This is a genomic window from Stenotrophomonas sp. 220_Sma (assembly GCF_056487375.1).
On the sequence record NZ_CM151348.1, the window covers coordinates 4136280 to 4160203 of the forward strand.

Annotated in this window: 23 protein-coding genes; 12 read left to right on the plus strand and 11 right to left on the minus strand. The window is 66.5% G+C overall.

The window, feature by feature from the left end:
* Positions 1 to 18: 18 nt before the first annotated feature.
* Together ACZLIB_RS19295 and ACZLIB_RS19300 are read right to left on the minus strand one after the other, a co-directional pair.
* Positions 19 to 1548 (minus strand): MFS transporter, encoded by a 1530-nt coding sequence (locus tag ACZLIB_RS19295; RefSeq protein WP_478468452.1) that lies wholly within the window; start codon positions 1546 to 1548, stop codon positions 19 to 21.
* A 153-nt stretch (positions 1549 to 1701) separates the two neighbouring features.
* Positions 1702 to 2619 (minus strand): LysR family transcriptional regulator, encoded by a 918-nt coding sequence (locus ACZLIB_RS19300; RefSeq protein ID WP_032129879.1) that lies wholly within the window; start codon positions 2617 to 2619, stop codon positions 1702 to 1704.
* Between the two features lie 141 nt (positions 2620 to 2760).
* Here ACZLIB_RS19300 and ACZLIB_RS19305 point away from each other — a divergent pair, with 141 nt between their 5' ends.
* The gene (locus ACZLIB_RS19305) at positions 2761 to 3207 is read left to right on the plus strand and encodes a universal stress protein (RefSeq protein ID WP_032129880.1); all 447 of its coding nucleotides are present in this window, start codon (positions 2761 to 2763) and stop codon (positions 3205 to 3207) included.
* A 5-nt stretch (positions 3208 to 3212) separates the two neighbouring features.
* The gene (locus ACZLIB_RS19310) at positions 3213 to 3683 is read left to right on the plus strand and encodes a hypothetical protein (protein WP_049400257.1); all 471 of its coding nucleotides are present in this window, start codon (positions 3213 to 3215) and stop codon (positions 3681 to 3683) included.
* Positions 3684 to 3737: 54 nt separating this feature from the next.
* On the opposite strand, the gene ACZLIB_RS19315 is transcribed toward ACZLIB_RS19310, so the two are convergent.
* The 5 genes from ACZLIB_RS19315 to frmR form a co-directional block, all read right to left on the minus strand.
* A complete protein-coding gene (locus ACZLIB_RS19315; protein WP_423162507.1) occupies positions 3738 to 5183 on the minus strand; it encodes a GGDEF domain-containing protein in 1446 nt (481 codons plus the stop codon).
* Positions 5184 to 5369: 186 nt separating this feature from the next.
* Complete coding sequence (gene fghA / locus ACZLIB_RS19320) at positions 5370 to 6200, minus strand: S-formylglutathione hydrolase (RefSeq protein ID WP_049400259.1); 831 nt, start codon at positions 6198 to 6200, stop codon at positions 5370 to 5372.
* Between the two features lie 63 nt (positions 6201 to 6263).
* Complete coding sequence (locus ACZLIB_RS19325) at positions 6264 to 6623, minus strand: YqcC family protein (RefSeq protein ID WP_478468454.1); 360 nt, start codon at positions 6621 to 6623, stop codon at positions 6264 to 6266.
* 8 nt (positions 6624 to 6631) lie between these two features.
* Positions 6632 to 7741, minus strand: a complete 1110-nt coding sequence (locus ACZLIB_RS19330; protein ID WP_012512082.1) for an S-(hydroxymethyl)glutathione dehydrogenase/class III alcohol dehydrogenase — start codon at positions 7739 to 7741, stop codon at positions 6632 to 6634.
* 66 nt (positions 7742 to 7807) lie between these two features.
* Positions 7808 to 8083, minus strand: coding sequence for a formaldehyde-responsive transcriptional repressor FrmR (frmR, locus tag ACZLIB_RS19335; RefSeq protein WP_005411009.1), 276 nt, complete (start codon positions 8081 to 8083; stop codon positions 7808 to 7810).
* A gap of 212 nt (positions 8084 to 8295) precedes the next feature.
* Here frmR and ACZLIB_RS19340 point away from each other — a divergent pair, with 212 nt between their 5' ends.
* On the plus strand, positions 8296 to 11385 hold the full coding sequence (locus tag ACZLIB_RS19340) for a TonB-dependent receptor domain-containing protein (RefSeq protein WP_121504397.1): 3090 nt from the start codon (positions 8296 to 8298) through the stop codon (positions 11383 to 11385).
* Positions 11386 to 11520: 135 nt separating this feature from the next.
* A complete protein-coding gene (locus ACZLIB_RS19345) occupies positions 11521 to 12018 on the plus strand; it encodes an Imm70 family immunity protein (RefSeq protein WP_478468455.1) in 498 nt (165 codons plus the stop codon).
* An 8-nt stretch (positions 12019 to 12026) separates the two neighbouring features.
* On the opposite strand, the gene ACZLIB_RS19350 is transcribed toward ACZLIB_RS19345, so the two are convergent.
* Entirely contained in the window at positions 12027 to 12932 is a 906-nt protein-coding gene (locus tag ACZLIB_RS19350) for a LysR family transcriptional regulator (protein ID WP_121504395.1), read from the minus strand.
* A 129-nt stretch (positions 12933 to 13061) separates the two neighbouring features.
* On the opposite strand from ACZLIB_RS19350, the gene ACZLIB_RS19355 reads away from it, so the two are divergent.
* The gene (locus ACZLIB_RS19355; protein ID WP_478468457.1) at positions 13062 to 14165 is read left to right on the plus strand and encodes an alkene reductase; all 1104 of its coding nucleotides are present in this window, start codon (positions 13062 to 13064) and stop codon (positions 14163 to 14165) included.
* A 59-nt stretch (positions 14166 to 14224) separates the two neighbouring features.
* Complete coding sequence (locus ACZLIB_RS19360) at positions 14225 to 14641, plus strand: VOC family protein (RefSeq protein WP_329810798.1); 417 nt, start codon at positions 14225 to 14227, stop codon at positions 14639 to 14641.
* Between the two features lie 12 nt (positions 14642 to 14653).
* Here the strand turns inward: ACZLIB_RS19360 and ACZLIB_RS19365 are convergent, their stop codons facing one another.
* Positions 14654 to 15349: a DAPG hydrolase family protein gene (locus ACZLIB_RS19365; RefSeq protein ID WP_201117311.1), complete on the minus strand. Its 696-nt coding sequence runs from the start codon at positions 15347 to 15349 to the stop codon at positions 14654 to 14656.
* A 75-nt stretch (positions 15350 to 15424) separates the two neighbouring features.
* On the opposite strand from ACZLIB_RS19365, the gene ACZLIB_RS19370 reads away from it, so the two are divergent.
* Entirely contained in the window at positions 15425 to 16087 is a 663-nt protein-coding gene (locus tag ACZLIB_RS19370) for a TetR/AcrR family transcriptional regulator (RefSeq protein WP_478468459.1), read from the plus strand.
* Positions 16088 to 16219: 132 nt separating this feature from the next.
* Positions 16220 to 17254: a DUF7832 domain-containing protein gene (locus ACZLIB_RS19375; RefSeq protein WP_478468461.1), complete on the plus strand. Its 1035-nt coding sequence runs from the start codon at positions 16220 to 16222 to the stop codon at positions 17252 to 17254.
* Positions 17255 to 17401: 147 nt separating this feature from the next.
* On the opposite strand, the gene ACZLIB_RS19380 is transcribed toward ACZLIB_RS19375, so the two are convergent.
* On the minus strand, positions 17402 to 18286 hold the full coding sequence (locus tag ACZLIB_RS19380; protein WP_478468463.1) for a LysR family transcriptional regulator: 885 nt from the start codon (positions 18284 to 18286) through the stop codon (positions 17402 to 17404).
* A 107-nt stretch (positions 18287 to 18393) separates the two neighbouring features.
* Here ACZLIB_RS19380 and ACZLIB_RS19385 point away from each other — a divergent pair, with 107 nt between their 5' ends.
* Positions 18394 to 19452, plus strand: a complete 1059-nt coding sequence (locus ACZLIB_RS19385) for an NAD(P)-dependent alcohol dehydrogenase (protein WP_478468465.1) — start codon at positions 18394 to 18396, stop codon at positions 19450 to 19452.
* A 116-nt stretch (positions 19453 to 19568) separates the two neighbouring features.
* Positions 19569 to 20825 (plus strand): NnrS family protein, encoded by a 1257-nt coding sequence (locus tag ACZLIB_RS19390; RefSeq protein WP_478468467.1) that lies wholly within the window; start codon positions 19569 to 19571, stop codon positions 20823 to 20825.
* 39 nt (positions 20826 to 20864) lie between these two features.
* On the opposite strand, the gene ACZLIB_RS19395 is transcribed toward ACZLIB_RS19390, so the two are convergent.
* Entirely contained in the window at positions 20865 to 22229 is a 1365-nt protein-coding gene (locus ACZLIB_RS19395; protein ID WP_032129893.1) for a glutamate--cysteine ligase, read from the minus strand.
* 152 nt (positions 22230 to 22381) lie between these two features.
* On the opposite strand from ACZLIB_RS19395, the gene ACZLIB_RS19400 reads away from it, so the two are divergent.
* The gene (locus ACZLIB_RS19400; protein ID WP_478468468.1) at positions 22382 to 23086 is read left to right on the plus strand and encodes a VIT1/CCC1 transporter family protein; all 705 of its coding nucleotides are present in this window, start codon (positions 22382 to 22384) and stop codon (positions 23084 to 23086) included.
* Positions 23083 to 23907 carry a helix-turn-helix transcriptional regulator gene (locus ACZLIB_RS19405; protein ID WP_049400270.1) on the plus strand — a complete coding sequence of 275 codons (825 nt, stop codon included), beginning with the start codon at positions 23083 to 23085 and terminating at the stop codon, positions 23905 to 23907. Before ACZLIB_RS19400 ends, ACZLIB_RS19405 begins: the two co-directional genes overlap by 4 nt.
* The last annotated feature ends 17 nt before the right edge of the window (positions 23908 to 23924 follow it).

Below are 23924 nucleotides of genomic sequence, written 5' to 3' on the forward strand. Positions count from 1 at the left end.
GGGGTTCCTGCGAAAGGTTCAGGCCACGGCACGTGGCGGATGGATGCGGGTGGGCATCCAGGCAATGAGGGGAATGAAGGCCAGCGCCACCAGCGCGACCACCCAGTACAGGTCGGCCGAGGTCAGCGCCTGCACCTGCGCATGCAGGCGCGCGCCCAGCTGCGGGCCCTCGGCCAGCCACGGCTGCTCGCCAAGGCGGTCGACCAGCACGGTGGAATGGAAATGACGGCGGCCCTGGGCGACGGCATCCAGCACGCCGCTGGCGAGCACGGCAGCAAAGCCCTTGACCGTGTTGAACCACGCCGAGGCGAACGGACCGTCCTGCGGTGCCAGCCCGCCAGTGGCCAGCATCAGCAGCGGCAACACCGCCATCGGCTGGGCGAATACCTGCAGCAGCTGTACCCACAGGAAGTTGTCGCGGATCCAGGCCACATCCAGGTGCGAGCCCAGCCAGCAGGCCAGCGCCAGCATCGCCAGGCCGGTGGCCTGCACCCAGCGGCAATCCACTGCGCGGATGTTCAACAACGCCGCCACCAACGGCAGTGCGATCACCTGTGGCAGCGCCACCCACAGCAGCATCGGTGCGGTCTGCAATGGCCGGTAGCCCTGCACGCTGGCCAGGAATCCGGAGGGAATCGAGATCACCGCCAGCAGCACGAACAGCACGCCGCCCAGCGTCACCAGCGAGTAGCTGAGGTTGCGGTTGGCCAGCAGCTGCAGCTTGAAGAACGGCAGCGGGTGGAACCATTCATTGATCATGAACAGCACCATCAGGCCGGCGCCGCCACCAATCATCAGGGTGATCATCGGCGAGTCGAACCAGTTCAGGCGCGGGCCCTGCACCAGGCCCAGCACCAGCAGCACCAGCGCCGGCAGGCCCAGCGCCAGGCCCACGCCATCGAACTGGGCAAAACGCTCCAGCCGCAGCGGGTCCTGCGGCAGGCCCCAGCTGACCATCGCCATGGCAGCCAGGCAGTACGGCACGATCTGCCAGAACGCCCAGTGCCAGCCCACCTGCTCGACCCAGAACGCGGCCAGCGGCGTGCCCATGCTCGGGCCGAAGGTAGCGGTCAACGCGTAGCCCGCCAGGCCATACAGCTTGATGCCGGGCGGCAGGAAGCGCAGTGCCACGCTCATCAGCAGCGGCGGCAGCGCACCACCACACAGCCCCTGCAGCGCGCGCAGCAGCAGGAACACCTGCAGGTTCGGCGCAAGCGGGCAGAGCACGCCCAGCACCATGAAGCCACCGATCATCGCCAGCGCGAAGCGGCGCAGCGAGAAGGTGGCGGCACACCACGGGGCGAAGGCCATCGCGCTGACCGACATCGCGCTGTAGAGGGCGACGATCCAGCTGCCGTCATCGACGCTGAAACCCATCGCACCGCGGATGTCGGCCAGGGCGACCTTGGTGATGTTCTCGTTGAAGCCCGACACCAGCACCGTCAGCAGCACGCCACACAGGCCGACCAGAACGCGGCGGTCGAGCCCGGGGGCGGCGGCAGGACGGGGCGCAGCAGCGGCCGGGACAGCGGCGGCCGGCGTACTCATCGCCGGGCACCGATCCGTGCAGTGCACGGCATGTTGGGGGTCATTGGAATGCGCTCAGTGAAACTCCGGGGAGCGCAGTCTAGGGAGCTGGTACCCTGCGAAAAATGGCGCAACCCGCATCCCAGGCGTGCGTCACGCGCACGCATGAAAGTGTCAGCGCGGAGCCTCCCCTGCGCTTTCGCACATGGTCTTGATCGAGCGCCGCAGCCACTGGTGCGCAGCATCGTTGTCCAGCCGCGGGTGCCAGGCCTGGACGATGGCGGCGGTGCGCACCGGGATCGGCAGCGGGAACAGGCGCAGCGGCAGGCGCATGCTGACGATCCGCTCCAGCATCACGCTCGGCATCTGCGGCAGAATCAGGTCCGACTCGGCGGCAGCGAAGATCGCGCCGTGGAAGGTCGGGCTGATCAGCGCCACCCGCCGCTGCAGGCCCAGCGTGGCCAGGTCGTCATCGATCGGGCCACGCGGCAGCCCCCGCCGCGACACCGCGATGTGGTCGCAGGCAGCAAAACGCTCGGCGCTGATCTCCTCATCGAACAACGGATGATCTTCGCGCGCGGCGCCCATGAACGAGGTACTGAACAGGTTCTGCACCTTGGTATCGGGTGCATGCTTGCCGGCGGTGCTGATGTACAGGTCGATCCGGCCCTGCGCCATCGCGTCGTCGTCGGTATCGCCCTCGGGCACGAAGCGCAGCACCGCGCGCGGCGCCTGCTGGCGGAACAGTTCACGCAGGCGTCCGCCGAATCCACCGATGAAGACATCATTGGCGCGGACATTGAAGGTGCGCTCCAGGGTGCGCAGGTCGATCTCACGACCGGCGTTGAACACACGGTGGGCCTGCTCGATCACATCGCGGACCTGCTCACGCAGCTGCAGCGCGCGGGGCGTGGGGGCCAGACCGCGGCCGGCACGCACCAGCACCGGGTCGCCCAGCGCGGTGCGGATCCGGCCCAGGGTACGGCTCATCGCCGGCGCGCTCAGGTTCATCCGCCGCGCGGCGGCGGCCACGCTGCATTCGTCAATCAGCACGTCCAGTGCCAGCAACAGGTTCAGGTCCGGCAGGGGCATGACAGTCTCCAGTAAATCAGATGAATCTACGACACTTGTAACCACAGCGGATTGCGTTTTACGCATTCATTGACTGCCGCGCACGGCATGGGTGCGCGCAGTGACATCGGCGACCATCCCCGGCCTGCCAAGGAGACATCCATGTTCAATACCCTGCTGGTCGCCCTGGACGGTGGCCCCCAGCACGCACGCGTGCTGGACCTGGCCGCAGCCATCGCCGGCCCCCACAGCCGCCTGCACCTGCTGTGCGTGCTCGACCCCGAATTCGCGCTGGCGGCCGATGCCAGCGAAGCCGACCGCATCGAGTACCCGGAAGCCGCCCGCCAGCGCTCGCGGGCCGAAGCGGTGCTGGCCGAAGCCCTGGCCGAGCTGCGCGAGCGCGGCGTCGACGCCATCGCGCAGATTCCCTCGGGTGACCCGGGCGAAGTGATCAGCGAGCAGGCCCGGCGCCTGAAGTGCGACCTGATCGTCATCGGCCACCGCCACCTGTCCCGCCTGGAACGCCTGTTCGAACCCTCGATCGGGCAATGGACCATCGACCACGCGCCCTGTCCCGTGCTGGTGGAAACCCGCGACCCACAACCCTAGCAACCATGGCCTCCCGTTCCCCGTTGTTTCCCACCCGCGTCAACTACCGCGCCTTCGGCCGCCAGTTCGGCCGCGGCGAACAGGCACTGCTGGCGGCGATACGCCAGCTGCACGATCCTGATCAACAGGCCGATGGACTCGCCCAGCTGAGCAGCCTCGGTATTGATCCCGAAGGCTGCGACGCGTTCGTCGGCCTGCTGCCGCTGCTGGCCACGCCCACCGCCCCGATCGACCTGCTGCCCGCTGGCTCACCGTTCATCGCGGCCAGCGAACTGGACCTGCTGGTCTGCCTGCTGCGCATCGCCCAGTGGCGGCATGCACGCCCGCGCGAAGATGACACGCTGGCACCGTTGCGCCAGCAGCTGGCGCGCTGTGCGATGGCCGTGCAGGCGGCAAACCTGCCGTTGCGCCAGCGCTCGTTGTCACCGGTCGGGCTGAGGCTGCTCGATCCCACTGGCTGGTTGCGGCAGCGCTGACCCGGCCGCGCCGCCCGTGCGCAATCACGCACGGGGACCGGGCACCTGGCGCGCTCAGCAATCCATCCTGCCGTGCGCACTGCCTTCATCGTCGAGCACGTGCGCATGCAGGATCACCTGGTTGCGACCGGCACGCTTGGCGGCGTACAGGCCGGCATCGGCATCCGCCAGCAACTGGTCGGCGCTGGCCAGAGCCGGCGGGTGCAGGTAGCCCACGCCGATGCTGATACTGACCGACCCTTCGGGCAGTGGCAGCGCCGCCACCGCCTCACGCAGGCGCTCGGCCAGCGCCAGCACGCCCGACAGCGGGCTTCCGGGCACGATCACCGCAAATTCCTCGCCGCCGTAACGGGCAACACTGTCACCGGCACGGCCGGCACTGATCTTCAGGACCGTGGCCACGGCCTGCAGGCAGCGGTCCCCGGCCGGATGTCCGTGGCGGTCGTTGAAGACCTTGAAATGGTCGATGTCCAGCAACAGCAGCCCCAGCTCGCTGCCGCTGCGCCGCGCACGGTTCCATTCCGCCAGCAGCAGTGCATCGAACTCACGCCGGTTGGCCACACCGGTCAGGCCATCCTGCCGAGCGAGCTGGTCCAGCGATGCCTGCCGTTCCATCAGGTCCACCTGCAACAGGATGCTGCGCACGCCGAAGCCCAGCGTTGCCACCACGAAGCCAGTGACCGCCAGCGGCCGCGCATGGTCGACCACCAGGGTACCGACCACCAGCAGCAGCAATGGCAGGATCATCGGCCCCGCCGCCTGCACCGTTCTGCCCAGCCTCGGGTGCATCACGAACGTCGGCGCTGGCGCCTGGCTCATCGCCAGCAACGCCAGCAGCAGGAACGGCAGGTCGATCAGCAGATCGTTGTAGGCACCGAAGGACTGTTCCGAGGTGTAGTGGTTGATGTAGTACGCCACCATCAGGTAGCCCACCGCGTAGATCGCCAGCGCGCGGAAGAAGTTGCGCCGCTCCGGAACGTCGCCCACCAGCCAGCGCACCACCGCGAACCCGGCAATGCACAGATTCTGGATATCGAACATGCGCTGCATGTTGGACAACGCGTGGTCGTCGATGTCGACGCGCGCGGCGAACGACTGCGCATGCACGAAGAACAGCACGCCCAGCAACGCGGCCATCGCCGCGTCGATCAGGCTGATGCTCAGCCGCTCGCGGCGTGCACGGGCCAGGATGAACACCAGCGGCACGCCGTACAGCACATACAGGAACAGGCTGGCCTGCGGCGTGACATCGGCACGGCCGGCACCGAGCGCATCGATCATGTTGACGGCCATGCCACCCGCCCAGAGCAGCAGCGCCAGGGCGGTGGCGCGCCAGCCGAGCGCGGCACGGTCGCGGCGCGCCCGCCGCAGGCAGGCCGCCGCCGCCAGCAACGGGGCGCCCGTGAGGAACACGAAGGAACCCGCACCGGCCGGACCCGGCCACAGGGCCACGACCAGGCCGTGGCACAGCACATACAGCAGCGCCAGCACTACCGGCATGCATCCCCCGATCCGCAAGGCCGTATGGACGCACGATAGCCCCGCCCGCGCCACGGCCACGTGATCCAATACGGCAATACGACACTTCGCGTGCCCCGCCATGGCAGTGCCGGCCGCTGGCCGGCAATCCCGGGGAATCACAGGGCTGCAGGTTGCCGGCCAGCGGCCGGCACTACCTGAACGCCGTCAGCCGTGCAGGGCGCGGGCGTGGTGGGCGATGTGCTCGCCGATGAAACTGGCGATGAAGTAGTAGCTGTGGTCGTAACCAGGCTGCAGGCGCAGGGTCAGCGGATGGCCGGCGGCATCACAGGCCTGCTGCAGGCGCTGCGGTTGCAGCTGGGTCTGCAGGAATTCGTCCGCCTCGCCCTGGTCGACCAGCAACGGCAGGCGCTCAGTGGCCACGGCGACCAGTTCGCTGGCATCCCACTGCGCCCAGTCCGCCGGGTTGTCGCCCAGGTAGGCGTGGAAGGCCTTCTGCCCCCACGGCACGTGGCTGGGCGCAACGATCGGCGAGAACGCCGACACGCTGCGGTAGCGCCCCGGGTTGCGCAGCGCGATCACCAGCGCACCGTGACCGCCCATCGAGTGGCCGCTGATGCCGCGCGCATCGGTGACCGGGAAATTCGCCTCGATCAGTGCCGGCAGTTCCTGCGCCACGTAGTCGTGCATGCGGTAGTGCTTCGCCCACGGTGCACGGGTGGCATTGAGGTAGAACCCCGCCCCCTTGCCCAGGTCATAGCCCTCGGCATCGGCCACGTCATCGCCGCGTGGGCTGGTATCGGGCGCGACGATGATCACGCCATGCTCGGCCGCGTAGCGCTGCGCGCCCGCCTTGGTGATGACGTTCTGCTCGGTGCAGGTCAGCCCGCTCAGCCAGTACAGCACCGGCAGTTTCTGCGTTTCCCCCTGCGGCGGCAGGTACACGGCGAACTGCATGTCGCAGCCCAGCGTGGTGGAATGATGCCGGTAGACGTCCTGCCAGCCGCCGAAACAGGCGCGGTGTTCAATACGTTCCATGGTGCTCTCCTGCGCGGCGCGTCAGCGCACGCGTGCTTCTGGTAGATGCCGACCTTGGTCGGCTTATCCACGCGCGGCGTGGATGCCTTTGTTGATCCGTTCATCCAGCTGCGCCAGCAGGCGCAGCAACGATTCGACGCCAGACTGGCCATCAAGATTGCGCCAGGCCGCCACGGCCACATCGCTGCGCGGCGGCCACTGTCCGGCTGCGCGCGCTTCATGAAGGCGCGGCAGGAATACCTGCGCAAGCCACTGCTCGAACGGCATGCCATCGTCGCTGCCGAAGGCCGAGGTCACCGCACGCGGTGGCCCCACCTCCCCCACTACCCAACCCAGCGCACGCAACGCCTGCTCGATCGGAACCACCAGGGCCGCGCGCGGGTCTTCCGCACGCGGCCTGCGCAGGGCATCGAACCAGCCCATGCCGCGGCTCAGTAGTGGACCACCGACCGGATCGACTTGCCTTCGTGCATCAGGTCGAAGGCTTCGTTGATCTTGTCCAGGTCCATGGTGTGGGTGACGAACGGTGCCAGTTCGATATCGCCCTTCATCGCGTCCTCCACCATGCCCGGCAACTGGCTGCGGCCCTTCACGCCGCCGAAGGCGGTGCCCATCCACTTGCGCCCGGTCACCAGCTGGAACGGACGGGTGGAGATCTCCTGGCCCGAACCGGCCACGCCGATCACCACGCTCTGGCCCCAGCCACGGTGCGCGCATTCCAGCGCCGCGCGCATCACGTTGACGTTGCCGATGCACTCGAAGCTGTGGTCCACGCCCCAGGTGGTCATCTCGACGATGACCTGCTGGATCGGCTTGTCGTAGTCCTTCGGGTTGATGCAGTCAGTGGCGCCGAATTCGCGCGCCAGTTCGAACTTGGACGGGTTGGTGTCCACCGCGATGATGCGGCCGGCCTTGGCCTGGCGCGCACCCTGGATCACCGCCAGGCCGATGCCACCCAGGCCGAACACCGCCACGCTGTCGCCTTCCTGCACCTTGGCGGTGTTGTGCACCGCGCCGATGCCGGTGGTGACGCCGCAACCGAGCAGGCAGACGTGCTCCGGGTTCGCGTCCGGGTTGATCTTCGCCAGCGAGACTTCGGCCACCACGGTGTACTCGCTGAAGGTCGAGCAACCCATGTAGTGGTACAGCGGCTCGCCGTTGTAGCTGAAGCGGCTGGTGCCGTCGGGCATCACGCCCTTGCCCTGGGTGGCACGCACCGACACGCACAGGTTGGTCTTGCCGCTCTTGCAGAACAGGCACTCGCCACACTCGGCGGTGTACAGCGGAATCACGTGGTCGCCGGGCTTGACGCTGGTCACGCCCTCACCGACCTCCACCACGATGCCGGCGCCTTCATGGCCCAGCACCACCGGGAACAGGCCTTCCGGATCATCGCCGGACAGGGTGAAGGCATCGGTATGGCAGACACCGGTGTGGGTGATCTTGACCAGCACCTCGCCCTTCTTCGGCGGGGCGACGTCGATCTCGACGATCTGCAGCGGCTGGCCGGGACCAAAGGCGACGGCGGCACGGGACTTCATGGTGGCTTCTCCAGGATCAGGCGGAAAGGGAATGGCAGGATGATCGGCGCGATATGGCGCCGATGCTTATTTCAGGTACGAGCGGATCAACGCGCTCATGTCGCGCACGCGTTCGGCGCGTTGTTCGTCGGAGGCCGCGGGTTGCCCGAACTCCTCGCGCAGATGGGCCTCCATCACCTCGGACATCAGGCCGTTGACCGCGCCACGGATGGCGGCGATCTGCTGCAGCACCGGCCCGCAGTCGGCACCGGCTTCCAGCGCGCGATCCAGCGCATCGCACTGGCCGCGGATGCGGCGCACGCGGGCCAGGACCTTCTTCTTCTCTTCGGGGGAGTGCGGCATGACGGGGCCACCTCGGAACTATACTGGGGGATAGTATACACATAGGGGCAAATGAAGCCATCTGGTGCTGCCGAGGCATGCTCCAGGGACAGATCACCCCTGAATATGAATGAATAATAAATAGATTCATTTGTTACTTTTTCATGACGTAGGGTGCCTGCCTTCCGCCCGCGTTTACCCCCGAGTCACATTGGCGTGACCAGGGAGAAATCATGTACCGACCGTTGTTCGCCCGCAGTCGCTTGTCTGTCGCGCTGGGTTCGGCATTGGTGCTGGTGGCCGCCGCACCGGCCATGGCGCAGCAGGCCGCCACGCAGGAACAGAAGGCCGAGCCCGCCAGCAGCAAGACCCCCGTGCAGCTGGACCGGATGACCGTCACCGGCTCGCGCATCTACCGCGCCGGTTTCGACACGCTCGAGCCCGCCGCGGTGGTCAGCCGTGAATCGATCGAGAACTATGGCGACACCAACCTCATCGATGCCCTGACCCGGATTCCCGGGGTCAGTGCCGGCGTCAGTTCGCGCGGCGACCAGGCCGGCTTCGGTGCAGGCGTCAACTTCGCCAGCAAGTTCGGGCTGGGCAGCAATCGCCTGCTGACCCTGGTCAATGGACGCCGCTTCGTCACCTCTACGCCGCCCACCATCTTCGGAGCCGGCGGCGGCTCGGGCATCCAGGTCGACATGAACGCCATTCCCAGCGTCATGGTGCAACGCATTGAAAGCCTGAGCGTTGGCGGTGCCCCCACCTATGGCTCGGATGCGATCTCCGGCGTCAACAACATCATCCTGCGCGACCGGTTCGAGGGTGCCGAAGTCGAACTGGGCTACGGCAGGACCAGCAAGAACGACAACGAGCGCTACTCCTGGTCGGCCATCTTCGGTACCGACTTCGCTGATGGCCGTGGCCACATCGTGGTTGCCGCCGAGCTGGACAACGCCGATGGGGTGAACGCGCTGCAACGCGATTTCTACCGCCAGGGCTACAGCCTGCAGGCCAATCCCACGGCGGCCAATGCCACTGCCCAGCCCCTGCGCCGGCCGACCAATGATGGCCGCATCGACGGCAGCATTCCGTTCAACACCGGGCCCCGCGATGGTATCCCCGACCAGGTCTGGATCCGCAACCGGCGCATTGCCAGCATGACCTTCGGTGGCCTGGTGATGCCGGCAACCGGCAGCTACACGCGCAACGGCCTGGGCGACATCCTTGGCTTCGGCCCGAACAAAGACAAACTGTGGCAGTTCAACAACGAGGGCAAGCTGGTCGAGTTCAATCCCGGCACCAGCTACGCGGGCGGCAACGCCTCCGGCGGTGACGGCCTGAACCTGTTCGAGACGGTGCCGCTGATCGCCGACCTCGAACGACGCTCGGTATTCTCCACCGGCAGCTTCGACTTCACCGACAACGTGCGCGGCTTCTTCGAACTTTCGCGATACGAAGCGACCGCCCGCGAAACCCTCGACCAGAACGTCTACAACGCGGTGTCCTTCGGCAATGCGCGCCTGGACGGCGGCGGTACCGCCAGCGGTGCACTGACCTTCAGCGCCAGCAATCCGTTCCTCAGTGCGGAAACCCGCAAGATCCTCGCCGACAACGGCATCACCTCGTTCCGCCTGTCGCGATCTTCGCGCGACCTGTCGATGAACAACGCCAGCACCGAGACCCGCCTGACCCGTGCGGTGCTCGGCCTGAACGGCTTCTTCGAGGTCGGAAAGCGCAGCTTCAACTGGGAAGCCAGCGTCACCCACGGCCGCGGTGACTTCGACTACCTCGGCACCGGCCTGATCCAGCAGAACTTCATCAATGCGATCAACGTCACCACCGACGCCAGCGGGCGCATCATCTGTGATGCCACCCGCCCGGGCACCACGGCCGATGCGAACTGCCGCCCGCTGAATCTGTTCGGCGAGAACCAGGCGTCGCGCGAAGCCCTGGACTATGTCTCCACCCGGACCGTGGCCAAGGCGCAGACCCGCCAGACCGTCATCAATGCGTCGGTATCCGGCGGCCTGTTCGATCTTCCCGGCGGCGAGCTGTCCGCGGCGGCCGGCTTCGAGCACCGCCGCGAAGAAGGCTCCTTCACCCCCAGCGAGTACCAGCGCCTGGGCCAGGGCCGTTCGGTGCCGACCCAGGCGGCGGAAGGCAAGTACCACACCAATGAAGTGTTCGCCGAAGTGCTGGCACCGCTGTTCAATCCCGACTGGGATATCCCGGGCCTGCATCGCCTGGACCTGACCGCCAAGTTCCGCCGCGTCGACAACTCCGTCGCCGGCGCGTTCAATGCGTTCACCTACGGCATCCAGTACGAACCGATCGCCGGCCTGCAGCTGCGCGGCAACAAGACCCAGTCACTACGCGCGCCCTCCATCGCCGAGCTCTACACCACCCAGCAGCCGGCCTACTACAACATCCCGGAAGTGTGCTCGCTGGACAACATCAGCGGCGGCTCAAATCCGGCGGTGCGTCGCCGCAACTGCGAGGCGTTCTTCGCCGCCTACCCGGGTGCCGATCCGAACACCTTCCGCCAGCAGCCGACCAATACGCTGGGTTCGACCAACGGCAGCACCCGCCTGCAGAACGAAACGGCGAAGTCGTGGACGGCCGGCATCGTGTTCGCCCCAGAATGGATCCCGGGCCTGCGCGTCGCCGCCGACTGGTATGACATCAAGATCAACAACGTGATCACGTCGCTGAGCGCCAACGACATCATCACCGGTTGCTTCGACACTGCCGACTTCAACGCCGCCAACGTGCCCAACGCCAACCGCTTCTGCAGCCTGGTGACGCGTGATCCGAACACCGGCGTGGCTACCAGCATCAAGACCGAGTATGGCAACGGCCCGGTGCTGATGTTCCGTGGCTGGACCGCCGAAGTCGGCTACCGTTGGGACCTGTCGCGCTTCGGCGTACTGGACCTGGACTTCTACGGCTACATGCCGAAGAACCGTGGCCAGGCCGCGAACCGGGACGTGCCGTTCGTCGAACAGGCGGGCAGCTTCAACGAGCCCAAGCGCCAGTTCCGTTGGACGGCCCAGCATCGCATCGGCAACTGGAACTACGGCGTGGCCTCCAACTACACCAGCCGCGCCCAGTACACGATGACCGATACCCCGGAAAGCCGTCAGTACTTCTACCGCGACAGCTGGACCACCTGGGACGCCAACGTCACCTACCGCATCACCGACGCCGCGCGCGTGACGTTGTCGGTGATCAACGTGGGCGATGACATCGGGCCGTTCCCGTATGTACTGGATGCACTGGGCCGTCGCTACATGGCCAGCCTGCGCTACAACTTCAAGTAGGCCTGGCGCAGCGTTTCCACAGGCGGGGCCCGGTGTACGGGCCCCGCCTTTTTTCAGTTCGCCCTTGGATTCTGCAATGTTTCGTATGGACGTCCCCCTCTAGCGGGGCCGACCATCAAGGGAACATCACGCGGAATGAAAATCGATGAAGCACCACCAGAAGATCGCCTACATTCTGCCTGCAGCTCCGGCGAGTCATTGGGGTTCACGCGCATGACAGTCGGCATCCGGCTTGGACAGATCACCGATGAGATAGGAAGTTCCAGCTTCCTGTACGCGTTCTTCTCAACCATCTCCGGGAATCTCGAACCGGATGGATGGGGAAGCCGATTCCCTATCCTCATGAGGCAGCTATATGCCGGCAGACTGCAGCAATCAGATGCTGCCGACGCACTGGCCGAACTGCATATGGTTCGACGTGAGCTGGCCGATCTGCCGCCAGCCCGTGTCATCTGGTCGCTCGATGATCGAACCCAGCATCCACCGTGGGGAGACGATATCGCTCCCGACATCGACAGCCTGGCGACCTACTTCGTGACCGCACATGGACGCGATCTGATTGCTCTTCTGGCTGAGGTATTTGAAGCACTCCAGGAAGGCGAAGACACGTCCGCCCGGATCGTCGACTACTGATACCCAGCTCAGTCAAACACGCCCTCACCCGCCAACCGGGTCAGCTCATCCACCACGTAGCGCACCTTCGGCCGCAGGTGGCGCGTCGGTGGCCACAGCGCATGGATGTCGATGTGCCGCTGCATGTGTTCGTCCAGCACCGATTGCAGCACGCCGGAATCGAGATGGCGGCGCACCAGTGAAATGGGCATCTGGCAGATGCCGAGGCCGGCGATGGCCGCTTCGATCACCGCGTCGCCATCATTGAGTTGATAGGGCGCACTGGGAATGAACGTTCCCTCGTCCTCCTCGCTGCCGATCCGCCACCAGATCGGTTGCCCGTGGCGGAAGCCGACGATGCTGCGGTGCTGCGCCAGTTCCTGCACCGTGCGCGGCACGCCATGCGCCTGCAGGTACGCCGGCGATGCGCAGGTGACCAGGCGCTGGCGCCCCAGCCGGCGCGCGACCAGGTGCTCGGCCTGGTGCAGCCCACCGAAACGGATCAGCAGGTCGATGCCCTCTTCGACCGGATCGACGAAGTGATCGGTGAAGGTCATCGTCAACTGCAGGTCCGGATACTGGCGGCACAACCGCAGCAGCACCGGCAGCACCACCAGCCGCCCGAACGAGGACGGCATGTCGATGCGCAGCCGCCCGCTGGGCAGGCCCGCCGAACCCAGACAGGCCTCGGCCGCGGAGATTTCTTCCAGCGCCGCCGCACAGGAGGCGTAGTACGCCTCGCCATCAGTGGTCAGTGCGATGCGCCGCGTAGTGCGATGGAACAGGCGCACCCCCAGCCGCGCTTCCAGACGGGCGATGGCCTTGCCCACCGCCGAGCGCGAGATGCCCAGCGCGTCTGCCGCCTCGGTGAAGCTGCCCGAGCGTGCGGTCGTGACGAACGTCACCAGGCCATTCAAGGATTCCAGCGGCAGCATCGTTCGCACCCCATTGGGGACAAATAGTCCCCCACCAAGGGAGATCGAAGCGCTTTATGCGCCCACATGTCAACTCCATCCTGTGTGCATCGCGCCGCTGGCGCTCTTCCCCGCACCGAGATGACCAACATGACCGCCGCCCTGTTCCGTCCGTTCGACCTGACAGGCATCGCCCTGCGCAACCGCATCGCGATGGCCCCGATGACCCGTGCCCGCAACCCCGGCTCGGTCGCCAATGAGCTCACCGCGCAGTACTACCGGCAGCGTGCCAGCGCCGGCCTGATCATCAGCGAAGGCACGCCGGTCTCGCCGCAGGGCCAGGGCTACATCGACGTGCCGGGTATCTGGTCGGCCGAGCAGGTGGCCGGGTGGAAGCTCGTCACCGAGGCGGTGCATGCCGCGCAGGGCACGATCTTCGCCCAGCTCTGGCACGTCGGCCGCATGTCGCATTCCTCGCTGCAGCCTGAGGGCGGACAACCGGTCAGCGCCGGTACCCGCCCGGTGGCCAGCGCACCGAAGAACACCTCGTTCGTCTATCTGGACGACGGCAGCCGCGGCCATGCCGATCCCACCCCGGCACGTGCACTGGAGACTGCGGAGATCCCCGGCATCATCGACGACTTCGTACGCGGGGCGGACAACGCCATTGCCGCCGGCTTCGACGGCATCGAACTGCATGCCGCCAACGGCTACCTGTTCGAGCAGTTCCTCAACCCGCTCATCAACGAACGCGAGGACCGCTACGGCGGCTCGCTGCCGAACCGCGCGCGATTGATCCTGGAGACGGTGGATGCGATGGCCCAGCGCATCGGCGCGCACCGAATCGGCGTACGCCTGGCACCGAACAACCTCACCTTCGACATGCCGTTCTACCCCGACAACGAAGCCACCTATCTGTACCTGGCCGAGGAACTGGGCAAGCGCGGGCTGGCCTATGTGCATCTCAACGACAACCTGCAGGCGGGGCAGTCGGTGCTGGGCGAGGCGTTCCTGCAGCAGTTCAAGCAGGTCTACGGTGGCACGTTGATCCTGGCCGGTGGCATGACCCGCGAACGCGCCCTGCAGCTGGTCGAGGCCGGCACCATCGACCTGGCCGCATTCGGCCAGCCGTTCATCGCCAACCCGGATCTGGTCGAACGCCTGCAGCACAACGTCGCGCTGGCCACGCCCGACCGCAATACCTATTACGGTGGCGGCGAGGCAGGCTACCTCGACTACCCGCGCGCGCAGTAGAGCCACGCGATGCGTGGATGCGGGCGTACACTGCCCACCCGCATCCACCGGATCTGGCCATGGATACGCCCACCGCATCGTTCATCGTCAACCTCGATGTCCCCGATCTTGCCGCTGCCGAGGACTTCTACATCCGAGCCTTCGGCCTGCGCATCGGGCGCCGTCTAGGCCCGGGCGCCGTGGAGCTGCTCGGTGGGCCAACGCCGCTGTACCTGCTGCAGAACGAGGCCGGCAGCGCCGCCACCGAAGACGGCGACGTGCGCGACTACGAGCGCCATTGGACGCCGCTGCACCTGGACTGGGTGGTGGATGACATCGAAGCCGCACTGGTCCGTGCGGTTGCGGCCGGGGCGACGCTTGAGCAGTCCGTGCGCGAGCGCCGCTGGGGGCGCATCGCCGTGCTGGCCGATCCGTTCGGCCACGGCTTCTGCCTGATCCAGTTCAGTGGCGAAGGCTACGACGCGCTGGCCGAGTGACCGGCGCATCGTTCACCACGGCAATGGCGCCGCTTCACCGTTGGCGCGCTCACCGTAGTACAGCGACGGCAGCAGGCGCGAGAGGAAACTGAACTCCGTGTAGCAGTGCTTGAGCAGGCCCAGGCCGACCGCATCGCCGGCATCGCAGTGCGGATCGGTGCTGTCCAGGCCGAGCACGAAGCGGCTGCGCAGCACGCAGCCAAACGGCGTATCGCGCGCGACATGCAGCATCTGCCCGTCGCAGGGATCACCGTTTGCATCCAGGCGTACGTGATCTCCGAAGCCGATGCGCGCGGCGATCACCGCCGACACATCGCCTGCATCCTGTGCCACCTGCAGGCGCTCGGGCACCAGCAACGTGCGCGGGTCATGGAACTTCAGGCGCGCCGCCACCGGCGGAATGTCAGCCAGCGATTCCACGGCGTGGATGCTGGCACCGTGGTAGCTGCGTCCACGCTGCCAGGCCGCGTCCCAGCCGCGATGCTCGACATGATCGACCGGATGCCACCAGCGGATGTGCTGTGTGGTCTCGAAGAAGGTGAACCACCAGTCCAGCATGCGGCCCTTGCAACCGTGCAGATCGGTACGCACCGCCACCAGCAGGGTGCCATCTTCGCGGCGCTGGATGCCGGTTTCCAAGCGCATCGGTGCGGGGTCGAGCAGATCGTGGTGGTCCAGCCAGGCGCGGGCGTTCACAGCGGTATCCATCGGGGTCTCCTGCATGTCGGGAGACCTGACAATACGGAAACGCTCTTCGTTTCGCAATTATCCGAATGCGGTAAGATGGGCGCAATGAACAGCACCACCCTGCCCGAGCCACCCTCACCAATCCGCCGCCGCGGCCGCCCTGCGCGGCCGGAAGCCGAAGTCCGCCACGCCGTGCTGCAGGCCACGCTGGAGCTGCTGCTGGCACAGGGTTACGAGGCCACCACCATCGAAGCGGTGGCGGCGCACGCCGGGGTAGCGAAGAAGACCGTGTACCGCCACGCCAGCAACCGCGAAGAACTGGTCGGGTTGGCCGTGCGCGAGTGGACCGACGGCTTCGCGCCGCAGTTGCAGCGCGATGCGCACGACGCCGATGAGGTGATGCCGTTGCTGCAGGCCATCCTGCACGCGGTGTGCGCGCAGGCACTGTCGGCGCAGGCAGTGCAGGTATTCCGGCTGCTGGCCACCGACTTTCCCGGCAAGGACGCGCTGCTGCAGGCCTATCTGGACAATGGCATCGAACGCGGCCGTGCGCTGCTGGCCGACTGGCTGGCGCGTCAGCAGCAGCGCGGGCTGCTGCGCGAGGGAGATGCCGCGTGCATGGCACGGCTGATCCTGGCGATGGCCGTGGCCGAGCCGCTGCGCGAACGCGTGATCGGTGTGGTGGCCGAGGATGCGCCGGTAGAGGTGCATCTGCGTGAGTGCATGGCGTTGTTGGGGCCGGTGTTGCAGGCGCCGTAGTCAACCAGTAAGCCGCAGCTGTGTGCCACGCATTCAGGCGAAGCTACCTCGCAGGGCTCTTTGCAACTTCTTGTATGGCCTACTGGAAAGACTGCAGGGACTATTCGTGGTCGATCTCTTCGGCGCGGTCACATGCGATATCTCTTTTCCGAACTCTGCAATCTCCTGGGGCAACGAATCGATAGCGATCCGGTCCTTTCCATTGCCGAACGCATCGGAGCGAAGGAACCGAAGCCGACTTCCTTCGCGTACTCCAACTCTGTTGGCGGAATGTCTCACCGCCCCACGGGCCTGGAAATCAGCTGGAGTCACGAGGTTCTCGCACCCGAGTACTACCCGCCCCGGAAATCGGGCCGCCACTTCGTCTGCTGGGTAGACTCGATCTGGTTTGATCCGGCAACAGTAGACAACCTGCCTTTGCAGTTGTCTCCGACCTCCCTCGCTGAGGATTTGGTTGAGGCGGCTCCTCAACTCATTGTTGAAGATATGCCCAAGAGAACGGCCGCGATGCTCACAACTCGTCCAGACTGCGTGCTTGCCCTCCCCAGCACGCCTCGGCGCTGGCAGATCAAACTTGCACAGATGCACCGCTACTCCTTGCCAAGCTACGCTGCGGCTGGAAATGATCGTCCAGGGCAGAATGCCAATTCAGACAGGTGGGAATATTGGGATCAGGCTACCGCCTTCTTTCTCTACTGGTGCATTCTCAGAGGCTTCGCAAGCGAACGACATACCTGTGATCACGGCGCAGAAATCCAGAATCTACATCAGCAGCGCATGTCCGTGATGGACTACATCCGTGCGAACTGTTTTGAAGGCGAGCTGTGGAGCTGGGATATCCGCGAGCCCGTGCGCCATTTTACCTACATCTACTTTCATGCTCTCTGCAATCGCAACTCAGCACATCCTGGAATTGGAAGACCGGACAGGTGCCATCCCAACGACGATCTGAGCGCGGTGGTGAACCACCTGTCGAAGCGCGGGGTACCAAACGTAGATGACGAATGGCGGCTGTTCCGCCATTTCTCAACGATGCTGGACGCACGCTGGAAGGACTATCTTCTGACAGGACTTCAGACAGAAGTAAGCCGCCGCCAGACCGTCCAGCTCACGGCAATGTATCGGAAGATGGTGGACAACCTCTCCGCGGCCTCTGAACTGTCGTAGAAGTCCGAGTATTCATCGGTCCCCACGTATTGCGCGGAGATTCCTGGAGAGGCATCCACGCATGGCGTGGATCTACTGGTCTGGTCCTGGTGGACGCCATCCCGGTAGGTGCCGACCGTTAGTCGGCACCACATCATCCACCGCGATTCACTCGCGCAGCATATCCACGAACGCACGCAGCGCACCGGGCATCTGCCGCTGCTTCGGGTAGTACAGCGCGAAGCCGGCGAACGGCTCGCTCCAGTCTTCCAGCACCGCCACCATCTGCCCCGATTCGATGTAGGGCCGCGCGGTGTCTTCCAGCACGTAGGCCAGGCCGATGCCATCGAGTACCGCGCCGACCACGGTGCCCTGCTCGCCCAGCGTCAGCCGTCCGGGCACGTCGATTTCCAGCGCGTGCCCAGCGCGCTCGAACTGCCACTTGTACAGGTGCCCGCTGGCGAAGCGGAAGCGGATGCACTCATGCATGGCCAGGTCACGCGGATGCTGCGGGGCCGGACGTCGGCGCAGGTAGTCCGGCGAGCCGACAATCAGCCCGCGCAGTGGTGGCCCCATCGGCACTGCCACCATGTCCTCGGGCACGAACTCGTGCAGGCGCACGCCGGCGTCGTAGCCCTCGGCGACGATGTCGACCAGGCCGTCGTTCTCGGTCAGCTCCACCCGCACGTCGGGATGGGCGTGCAGGAAGCGCGCCAGCCGTGGTCCCAGCTGTGTCGCCACCGCAGCACGGGTGGCGTTGATGCGCAGCAGGCCAGCCGGGACAGCACGGAACTGGTTCATCTCCTCCAACGCATCGTGCACCTGCCCCAAGGCCGGCTGCAGGCGCTCCAGCAGGCGCTGCCCGGCCTCGGTCAGGGCCACGCTGCGGGTGGTGCGATGAAACAGGCCCACCCCCAACCGTTCTTCAAGCGCGCGGATCGCATAGCTCACCGCCGAGGTCGACAGCGCCAGCTCGGCGCCGGCACGGCGGAAGCTGCGGTGGCGGGCGACTGCGGCGAACGCAGCCAGGTGGGAGAGATTGTCAGTGGCCATGATTGTGCAGTTTCACTTGATGAATCATGCCGATATCCGGGCTTTCTGCCGTTGGGTACGGGGCGTATTGTAAAGCGCCTTTCGACAAACCCTGCCAAGGATTCCCCATGTCCCTCGCCCGTGGTTACGCCGCCTATTCACATACCGACCCGCTGATCCCCTACGAGTTCGAACGCCGCGCGGTCGGCCCGGACGATGTACGTATCGAGATCCTCTACAGCGGCATCTGCCACTCCGACCTGCACCAGGCCCGCGACGACTGGGGTGGCTCGATCTACCCGATGGTGCCGGGCCACGAGATCATTGGCCGCGTCACCGAGGTCGGCAGCAACGTCACCCGCTTCAAGGTGGGCGACCACGCCGGCGTGGGCTGCATGGTCGACTCGTGCCGCCACTGCGACGCCTGCGAGCACGACCTGGAGCAGTACTGCGCCGAAGGCGCGACCTGGACCTACAACGGCCGTGAGCGCGAAAGCGGCGCGCCGACGTATGGCGGCTATTCCGACCACGTGGTGGTCGAGCAGCGCTTCGTGGTGAAGGTGTCCGACACCCTCGACCTCAAGGCAGCCGCGCCGCTGCTGTGTGCCGGCATCACCACCTGGTCGCCGCTGCGCCACTGGAAGGTCGGCCCGGGCCAGAAGGTCGGCGTGATCGGCCTCGGTGGCCTCGGCCACATGGGCGTGAAGTTCGCCAAGGCCCTCGGCGCGCACGTGGTGATGATCACCACCACGCCGGAAAAGGGTGCCGACGCCAAGCGCCTGGGTGCCGATGAAGTGCTGGTCTCGCGCGATGCCGTGCAGATGAAGGCGCATGCCGGCAGCTTCGACTTCCTGCTCAACACTATTCCGGTTGGCCATGACACCAACCCGTACATGGGCCTGCTCAAGCGTGAGGCCACCATGTGCCTGGTCGGCGTGCTGACCGAACTGGATCCGCCGCTGACCGGCGGCAGCGTGATCTTCGGCCGCAAGCACCTGACCGGCTCGGCGATCGGCGGCATGGCCGAAACCCAGGAAATGATGGATTTCTGCGCCGAGCACGGCATCGTCAGCGATGTCGAGATGATCGACATCAAGAACGTCAACGAAGCCTGGGAGCGCATGGCGAAGAACGATGTGCGCTACCGCTTCGTGATCGACATGGCGACGATGAAGAACGCCGCCTGATCGATCGGCGACTGTGAACGAAGAACCCCGGCACTGCCGGGGTTTCTTGTTTGCGTTGCACGGCCCGTCCGCCGGGCCATGCCCGGCGAGCGAAGCGGTTGCCTCCCTCCTTGGGCATGACGAAGATCAAGGACCCGGCCAGCAGCCGGGCGCAGACTCGCTGCATGGCCCGCCTACCCTCCCCTGCGATGCTGATGCGCGCGCCGCACCGGCTGCTGTTCTTCATCGGCGCCAGCAACCTGCTGCTGGCAATGCTGTGGTGGGCGTTGTGGCTGGGCGCATTGCGCGGGTTGTGGACGCCGCAGCCACCGCCGCTGCCTCCGGCCTGGCTGCACGCGCTGCTGATGCAGTACCTGGTACTGCCCAGTTTCATCTTCGGCTTCCTGCTCACCGTGTTCCCGCGCTGGATGGCACAGCCGGAGCTGCCACGCAGCCGTTATGCGCCGGTCGGCATCGGCCTGTTTGGTGGGCAGGCGTTGCTGATTGCCGCCGCCTGCGGGTGGACACCCGGGCTGTGGCCCGGCCTGCTGCTGGCACTGGCCGGCTGGAGCGCCGGACTGATCGTGCTGGGACGCGTGCTCAAGGCCGCCGGTCCCAACCGCAACTGGCATGCGCGCGCCTGCTATGCCGCACTGCTGCTGGGCTGGCTGGGGCTGCTGCTGTTCATGGCGGTGGGGCGCGGACACGCCACGCTGATGCCGGTCACGGTGGCACTCGGCACCTTCGGCCTGCTGCTGCCGGTCTACCTCACCGTCGCGCACCGGATGATCCCGTTCTTCGCCAACAACGTGGTGGATGGCTATGTGGCGTGGCGCCCGCTGCGCTGGTTGGCTGCGATGTGGGCGCTGCTGATGCTGCGCCTGCTGTTGAGCGCGTTGCAGATCGACCACCTGCTGTGGCTGGCCGATGCGCCGCTGCTGATGTTATCGCTGCAGGCGCTATGGCACTGGTGGCCACGCGGGCCGATGCCGGGCCTGCTCGCGGCCCTGTTCCTGGCACTGGCGTGGCTGCCGATCAGCTTCGCGTTGTATCTGCTGCAGGACATCGGCCAGATGCTGGGCCATCCGCAACTGCTCGGCCGCGCGCCGCTGCATGCCCTCGCCGTGGGCCTGTTCGGCAGCCTGCTGGTGGCGATGGTGACCCGGGTCACCCAGGGCCATTCCGGCCGACCGCTGGTGATGCCGGCAGTGGCCTGGTTTGCGTTCGTCGCGCTGCAGGCGGTGGCGATCATGCGCATCGCTGCCGAACTGATGCCCGACGCCTATGCGTGGCATTTCGCCGCAGCCATCGGCTGGTTGCTGGCCCTGGCACCGTGGGTGGCACGGCTGGGCTGGATCTACCTGAGCCCACGGCGCGACGGCAAGCCGGGCTGACATCGACGCCGGGCATGGCCCGGCGCTACCGCAATCGAATCAATACGCGAATTCGCGGAACACCGGATCAACGTCGCCGTGCCAGCGGCCATGGAACAGCGCCAGCTTGCGTTCGGCCGGGGTCAGGCCGGACTCGACGATCTCCTGCAGCACGTCCAGGAACTTGCTCTCGTCCTGGCCGTCGGCATTGCGCGCCGCGCGGCGCTTGAGGCCTTCGACGGAAATCTTCACCGCTTCACGGGCCAGGTCGCGCACGCTGCCAGTGCGGAACGGCAGGTTCATCGCATGCTTCGGCACGCCGTCGCGCAGTGCATGGCGCTCGGCCAAGGTAAAGTCACGCACCAGGTCCCAGGCCGCATCCAGTGCGGTGTCGTCGTACAACAGGCCCACCCAGAATGCCGGCAGCGCACACAGGCGGCTCCACGGGCCACCGTCGGCACCGCGCATTTCCAGATACTTCTTCAGGCGCACTTCCGGGAACGCGGTGGTCATGTGGTCCGACCAGTCGCGCAGCGTCGGCAGCGCGCCCGGCAGCACCGGCAGCTTGGCCTGCATGAAATCGCGGAAGCTCTGCCCGCTGGCGTCGTGGTAGATGCCATCGCGGTAGGAGAAATACATCGGCACGTCGAGCAGGTAATCGACATAGCGCTCGTAACCGAAGCCATCCTCGAACACGAAGTCGAGCATGCCGGTGCGGTCGGCGTCGGTGTCGGTCCAGATATGCGAGCGGTAGCTCAGGTAGCCGTTCGGCTTGCCTTCGGTGAACGGCGAATCGGCGAACAGCGCGGTGGCGATCGGCTGCAGCGCCAGCGACACGCGGAACTTCTTCACCATGTCCGCTTCGGTGGCGTAGTCCAGGTTCACCTGCACCGTGCAGGTGCGGGTCATCATGTCCAGGCCCAGCGAACCGACCTTGGGCATGTACGCGCGCATGATCTTGTAGCGGCCCTTCGGCATCCATGGCATCTCATCGCGCTTCCACTTCGGCTGGAAGCCCATGCCGAGGAAGCCGAGCTGCAGCTCACCGGCCACCTGTGCCACTTCGTTGAGATGGGTGCCGGTCTCCACGCAGGTCTGGTGGATGGTCTCCAGCGCCGCGCCGGACAGTTCCAACTGACCGGCAGGTTCCAGCGTGACCGAGGCACCATCGCGCAGCAGGGCGATGGTGTTGCCGTTCTCCTGCACCGGCTCCCAGCCGAAGCGGACCAGGCCGTTGAGCAGTGCCTCAATGCCGCGCTCGCCCTCGAAGGTCGGCGGGCGCAGGTCATCCAGGCGGAACCCGAACTTCTCGTGCTCGGTGCCGATGCGCCACTGCGCGCGGGGTTTCTCGCCGGAGGCGATCACCTCCACCAGCTGCGAGCGGTCGGTAATGGGTGTATCGGCGACGTGGCTGGGGCTCGACAAGGGGAAGGCTCGCTGGACAGTGGCGGGGGATGTGGGGCCCGGGGCCTTCCATCGCAAGGGCGCACTATAGCGTGGCGACCCGTTGCGTCATGCGACGGAGACGGTTTTCAGCATCCTACCGACGCCCTCTTGACCCTCGTACACTCGGGGCCATGAGCCGCCATTCACGACACCCCGAACTGCACCGCTCCGAGCGCGTCGGCTGGCTGCGTGCCGCCGTGCTGGGGGCCAACGATGGCATCGTCTCGGTGGCCGGCCTGGTGGTCGGCGTGGCCGCCAGCGGCGCCTCCGTGGCGACCATTCTGGCCACCGGCGTGGCTGGCACCGTGGCCGGCGCGATGTCGATGGCTGCTGGAGAGTATGTCTCCGTGCAGACCCAGGCCGACACCGAAGACGCCGACCTGGCGATGGAAAAGCGCGAACTGCACGAAGATCCGCACAGCGAGCTGGAAGAGCTGGCCGCGATCTACCGCCACCGCGGCCTGGAGCCGGCGCTGGCGCGGCAGGTGGCCGAGCAGCTCACCGCCCACGACGCACTGGGCGCCCACGCCCGCGACGAGCTGGGCATCACCGATACCCTGCGCGCGCGCCCGCTGCAGGCAGCGCTGGCCTCGGCCGGCGCCTTCACCTGTGGTGCGGCACTGCCGGTGCTGACCGCGCTGCTCGCGCCGGTCGACAAGGTCGCGATGATGACCACCGCCAGCACTCTGCTCGGCCTGTGCCTGACCGGCGCGATGGCGGCCCAGGCCGGTGGCGCACCGCCGGTACGCGGCGCGATCCGGGTGATGTTCTGGGGCGCGTTGGCGATGGCCGCGGCCGCCGGCGTCGGTCGCCTGCTCGGCGCACACGTGACATGACCGCCATGCTGCCCCCGGCCACCGCACTGCTGGCCGAGATGGCCAGTCTGGCGGGCTGTGAGCGCGCCGAAGGCTATGCCTGCATCACCGCCCGTCGCGAGCATGGCGCCAGCTCGGTGGAGATTCCGCAACCGCAGTTCGCGATCCTGCTGGAGGGCCGCAAGCAGGTGCGCACCGCGCACCAGTCGCTGGAATTCATCCCCGGCGACATCCTGCTGCTGACCCAGCGCTGCCGCATCGATGTGGTCAACACGCCCGACCCGGGGACCGGCCGCTACCTCAGTGCCATCGTGCCGCTGTGTGCCGAAGTGCTGGCGGCCGCACGCACGCTGTGGAGCGAGGACCTTCCCGCCCCTGGCCAGGCGATGGCACGTCTGCCGTTGATCGACCATGGCCCGGTGCTGCGCCAGTGGCGGCAATCGCTGCAGGACGGCCGTTACAGCGAGGCACGATTGGCCCTGGCCTCGCTGGTATTGACCCTGTGCCGGCAGGGCCACGGCAACCTGCTGCTGCCGCAGGCGCCGAGCCTGGGCGAACAGATCCGCGACCGCATCGCCGCCGAACCGGCACGCGACTGGCAATCGCGTGATGTGGAAGAACAGTTCGCGCTGAGCGGTGCGACCCTGCGTCGTCGTCTCGCCGCCGAGGACACCAGCCTGCGCCAGCTGCTTACCGAGGCCCGGCTGGCGCATGGCATGCAGCTGCTCTACACCACGGACCTGCCATTGAAGACCGTCGCAGCACGCGCGGGCTACCGGTCTGCGGCGAGTTTCAGCAAGCGCTTCGCCGAGCAGTACGGACTGGCTCCCACAGACATTTGAAGGGGGTTCGGCAGGGC

What these genes read in the sequence shown, in the direction of transcription:
- ACZLIB_RS19385 (WP_478468465.1), top strand. Translation starts at nt 18,394, where the DNA reads ATGTCCCTCGCCCGTGGTTACGCCGCCTATTCACATACCGACCCGCTG.
- ACZLIB_RS19350 (WP_121504395.1), bottom strand. Translation starts at nt 12,932, where the DNA reads ATGCTGCCGCTGGAATCCTTGAATGGCCTGGTGACGTTCGTCACGACC.
- ACZLIB_RS19365 (WP_201117311.1), bottom strand. Translation starts at nt 15,349, where the DNA reads ATGGATACCGCTGTGAACGCCCGCGCCTGGCTGGACCACCACGATCTG.
- ACZLIB_RS19300 (WP_032129879.1), bottom strand. Translation starts at nt 2,619, where the DNA reads ATGCCCCTGCCGGACCTGAACCTGTTGCTGGCACTGGACGTGCTGATT.
- ACZLIB_RS19325 (WP_478468454.1), bottom strand. Translation starts at nt 6,623, where the DNA reads ATGGGCTGGTTCGATGCCCTGCGCAGGCCGCGTGCGGAAGACCCGCGC.
- ACZLIB_RS19355 (WP_478468457.1), top strand. Translation starts at nt 13,062, where the DNA reads ATGACCGCCGCCCTGTTCCGTCCGTTCGACCTGACAGGCATCGCCCTG.
- ACZLIB_RS19380 (WP_478468463.1), bottom strand. Translation starts at nt 18,286, where the DNA reads ATGGCCACTGACAATCTCTCCCACCTGGCTGCGTTCGCCGCAGTCGCC.
- ACZLIB_RS19305 (WP_032129880.1), top strand. Translation starts at nt 2,761, where the DNA reads ATGTTCAATACCCTGCTGGTCGCCCTGGACGGTGGCCCCCAGCACGCA.
- ACZLIB_RS19360 (WP_329810798.1), top strand. Translation starts at nt 14,225, where the DNA reads ATGGATACGCCCACCGCATCGTTCATCGTCAACCTCGATGTCCCCGAT.
- ACZLIB_RS19345 (WP_478468455.1), top strand. Translation starts at nt 11,521, where the DNA reads ATGAAAATCGATGAAGCACCACCAGAAGATCGCCTACATTCTGCCTGC.
- ACZLIB_RS19400 (WP_478468468.1), top strand. Translation starts at nt 22,382, where the DNA reads ATGAGCCGCCATTCACGACACCCCGAACTGCACCGCTCCGAGCGCGTC.
- ACZLIB_RS19370 (WP_478468459.1), top strand. Translation starts at nt 15,425, where the DNA reads ATGGGCGCAATGAACAGCACCACCCTGCCCGAGCCACCCTCACCAATC.
- ACZLIB_RS19405 (WP_049400270.1), top strand. Translation starts at nt 23,083, where the DNA reads ATGACCGCCATGCTGCCCCCGGCCACCGCACTGCTGGCCGAGATGGCC.
- fghA (WP_049400259.1), bottom strand. Translation starts at nt 6,200, where the DNA reads ATGGAACGTATTGAACACCGCGCCTGTTTCGGCGGCTGGCAGGACGTC.
- ACZLIB_RS19315 (WP_423162507.1), bottom strand. Translation starts at nt 5,183, where the DNA reads ATGCCGGTAGTGCTGGCGCTGCTGTATGTGCTGTGCCACGGCCTGGTC.
- ACZLIB_RS19310 (WP_049400257.1), top strand. Translation starts at nt 3,213, where the DNA reads ATGGCCTCCCGTTCCCCGTTGTTTCCCACCCGCGTCAACTACCGCGCC.
- ACZLIB_RS19375 (WP_478468461.1), top strand. Translation starts at nt 16,220, where the DNA reads ATGCGATATCTCTTTTCCGAACTCTGCAATCTCCTGGGGCAACGAATC.
- frmR (WP_005411009.1), bottom strand. Translation starts at nt 8,083, where the DNA reads ATGCCGCACTCCCCCGAAGAGAAGAAGAAGGTCCTGGCCCGCGTGCGC.
- ACZLIB_RS19390 (WP_478468467.1), top strand. Translation starts at nt 19,569, where the DNA reads ATGACGAAGATCAAGGACCCGGCCAGCAGCCGGGCGCAGACTCGCTGC.
- ACZLIB_RS19340 (WP_121504397.1), top strand. Translation starts at nt 8,296, where the DNA reads ATGTACCGACCGTTGTTCGCCCGCAGTCGCTTGTCTGTCGCGCTGGGT.
- ACZLIB_RS19330 (WP_012512082.1), bottom strand. Translation starts at nt 7,741, where the DNA reads ATGAAGTCCCGTGCCGCCGTCGCCTTTGGTCCCGGCCAGCCGCTGCAG.
- ACZLIB_RS19295 (WP_478468452.1), bottom strand. Translation starts at nt 1,548, where the DNA reads ATGAGTACGCCGGCCGCCGCTGTCCCGGCCGCTGCTGCGCCCCGTCCT.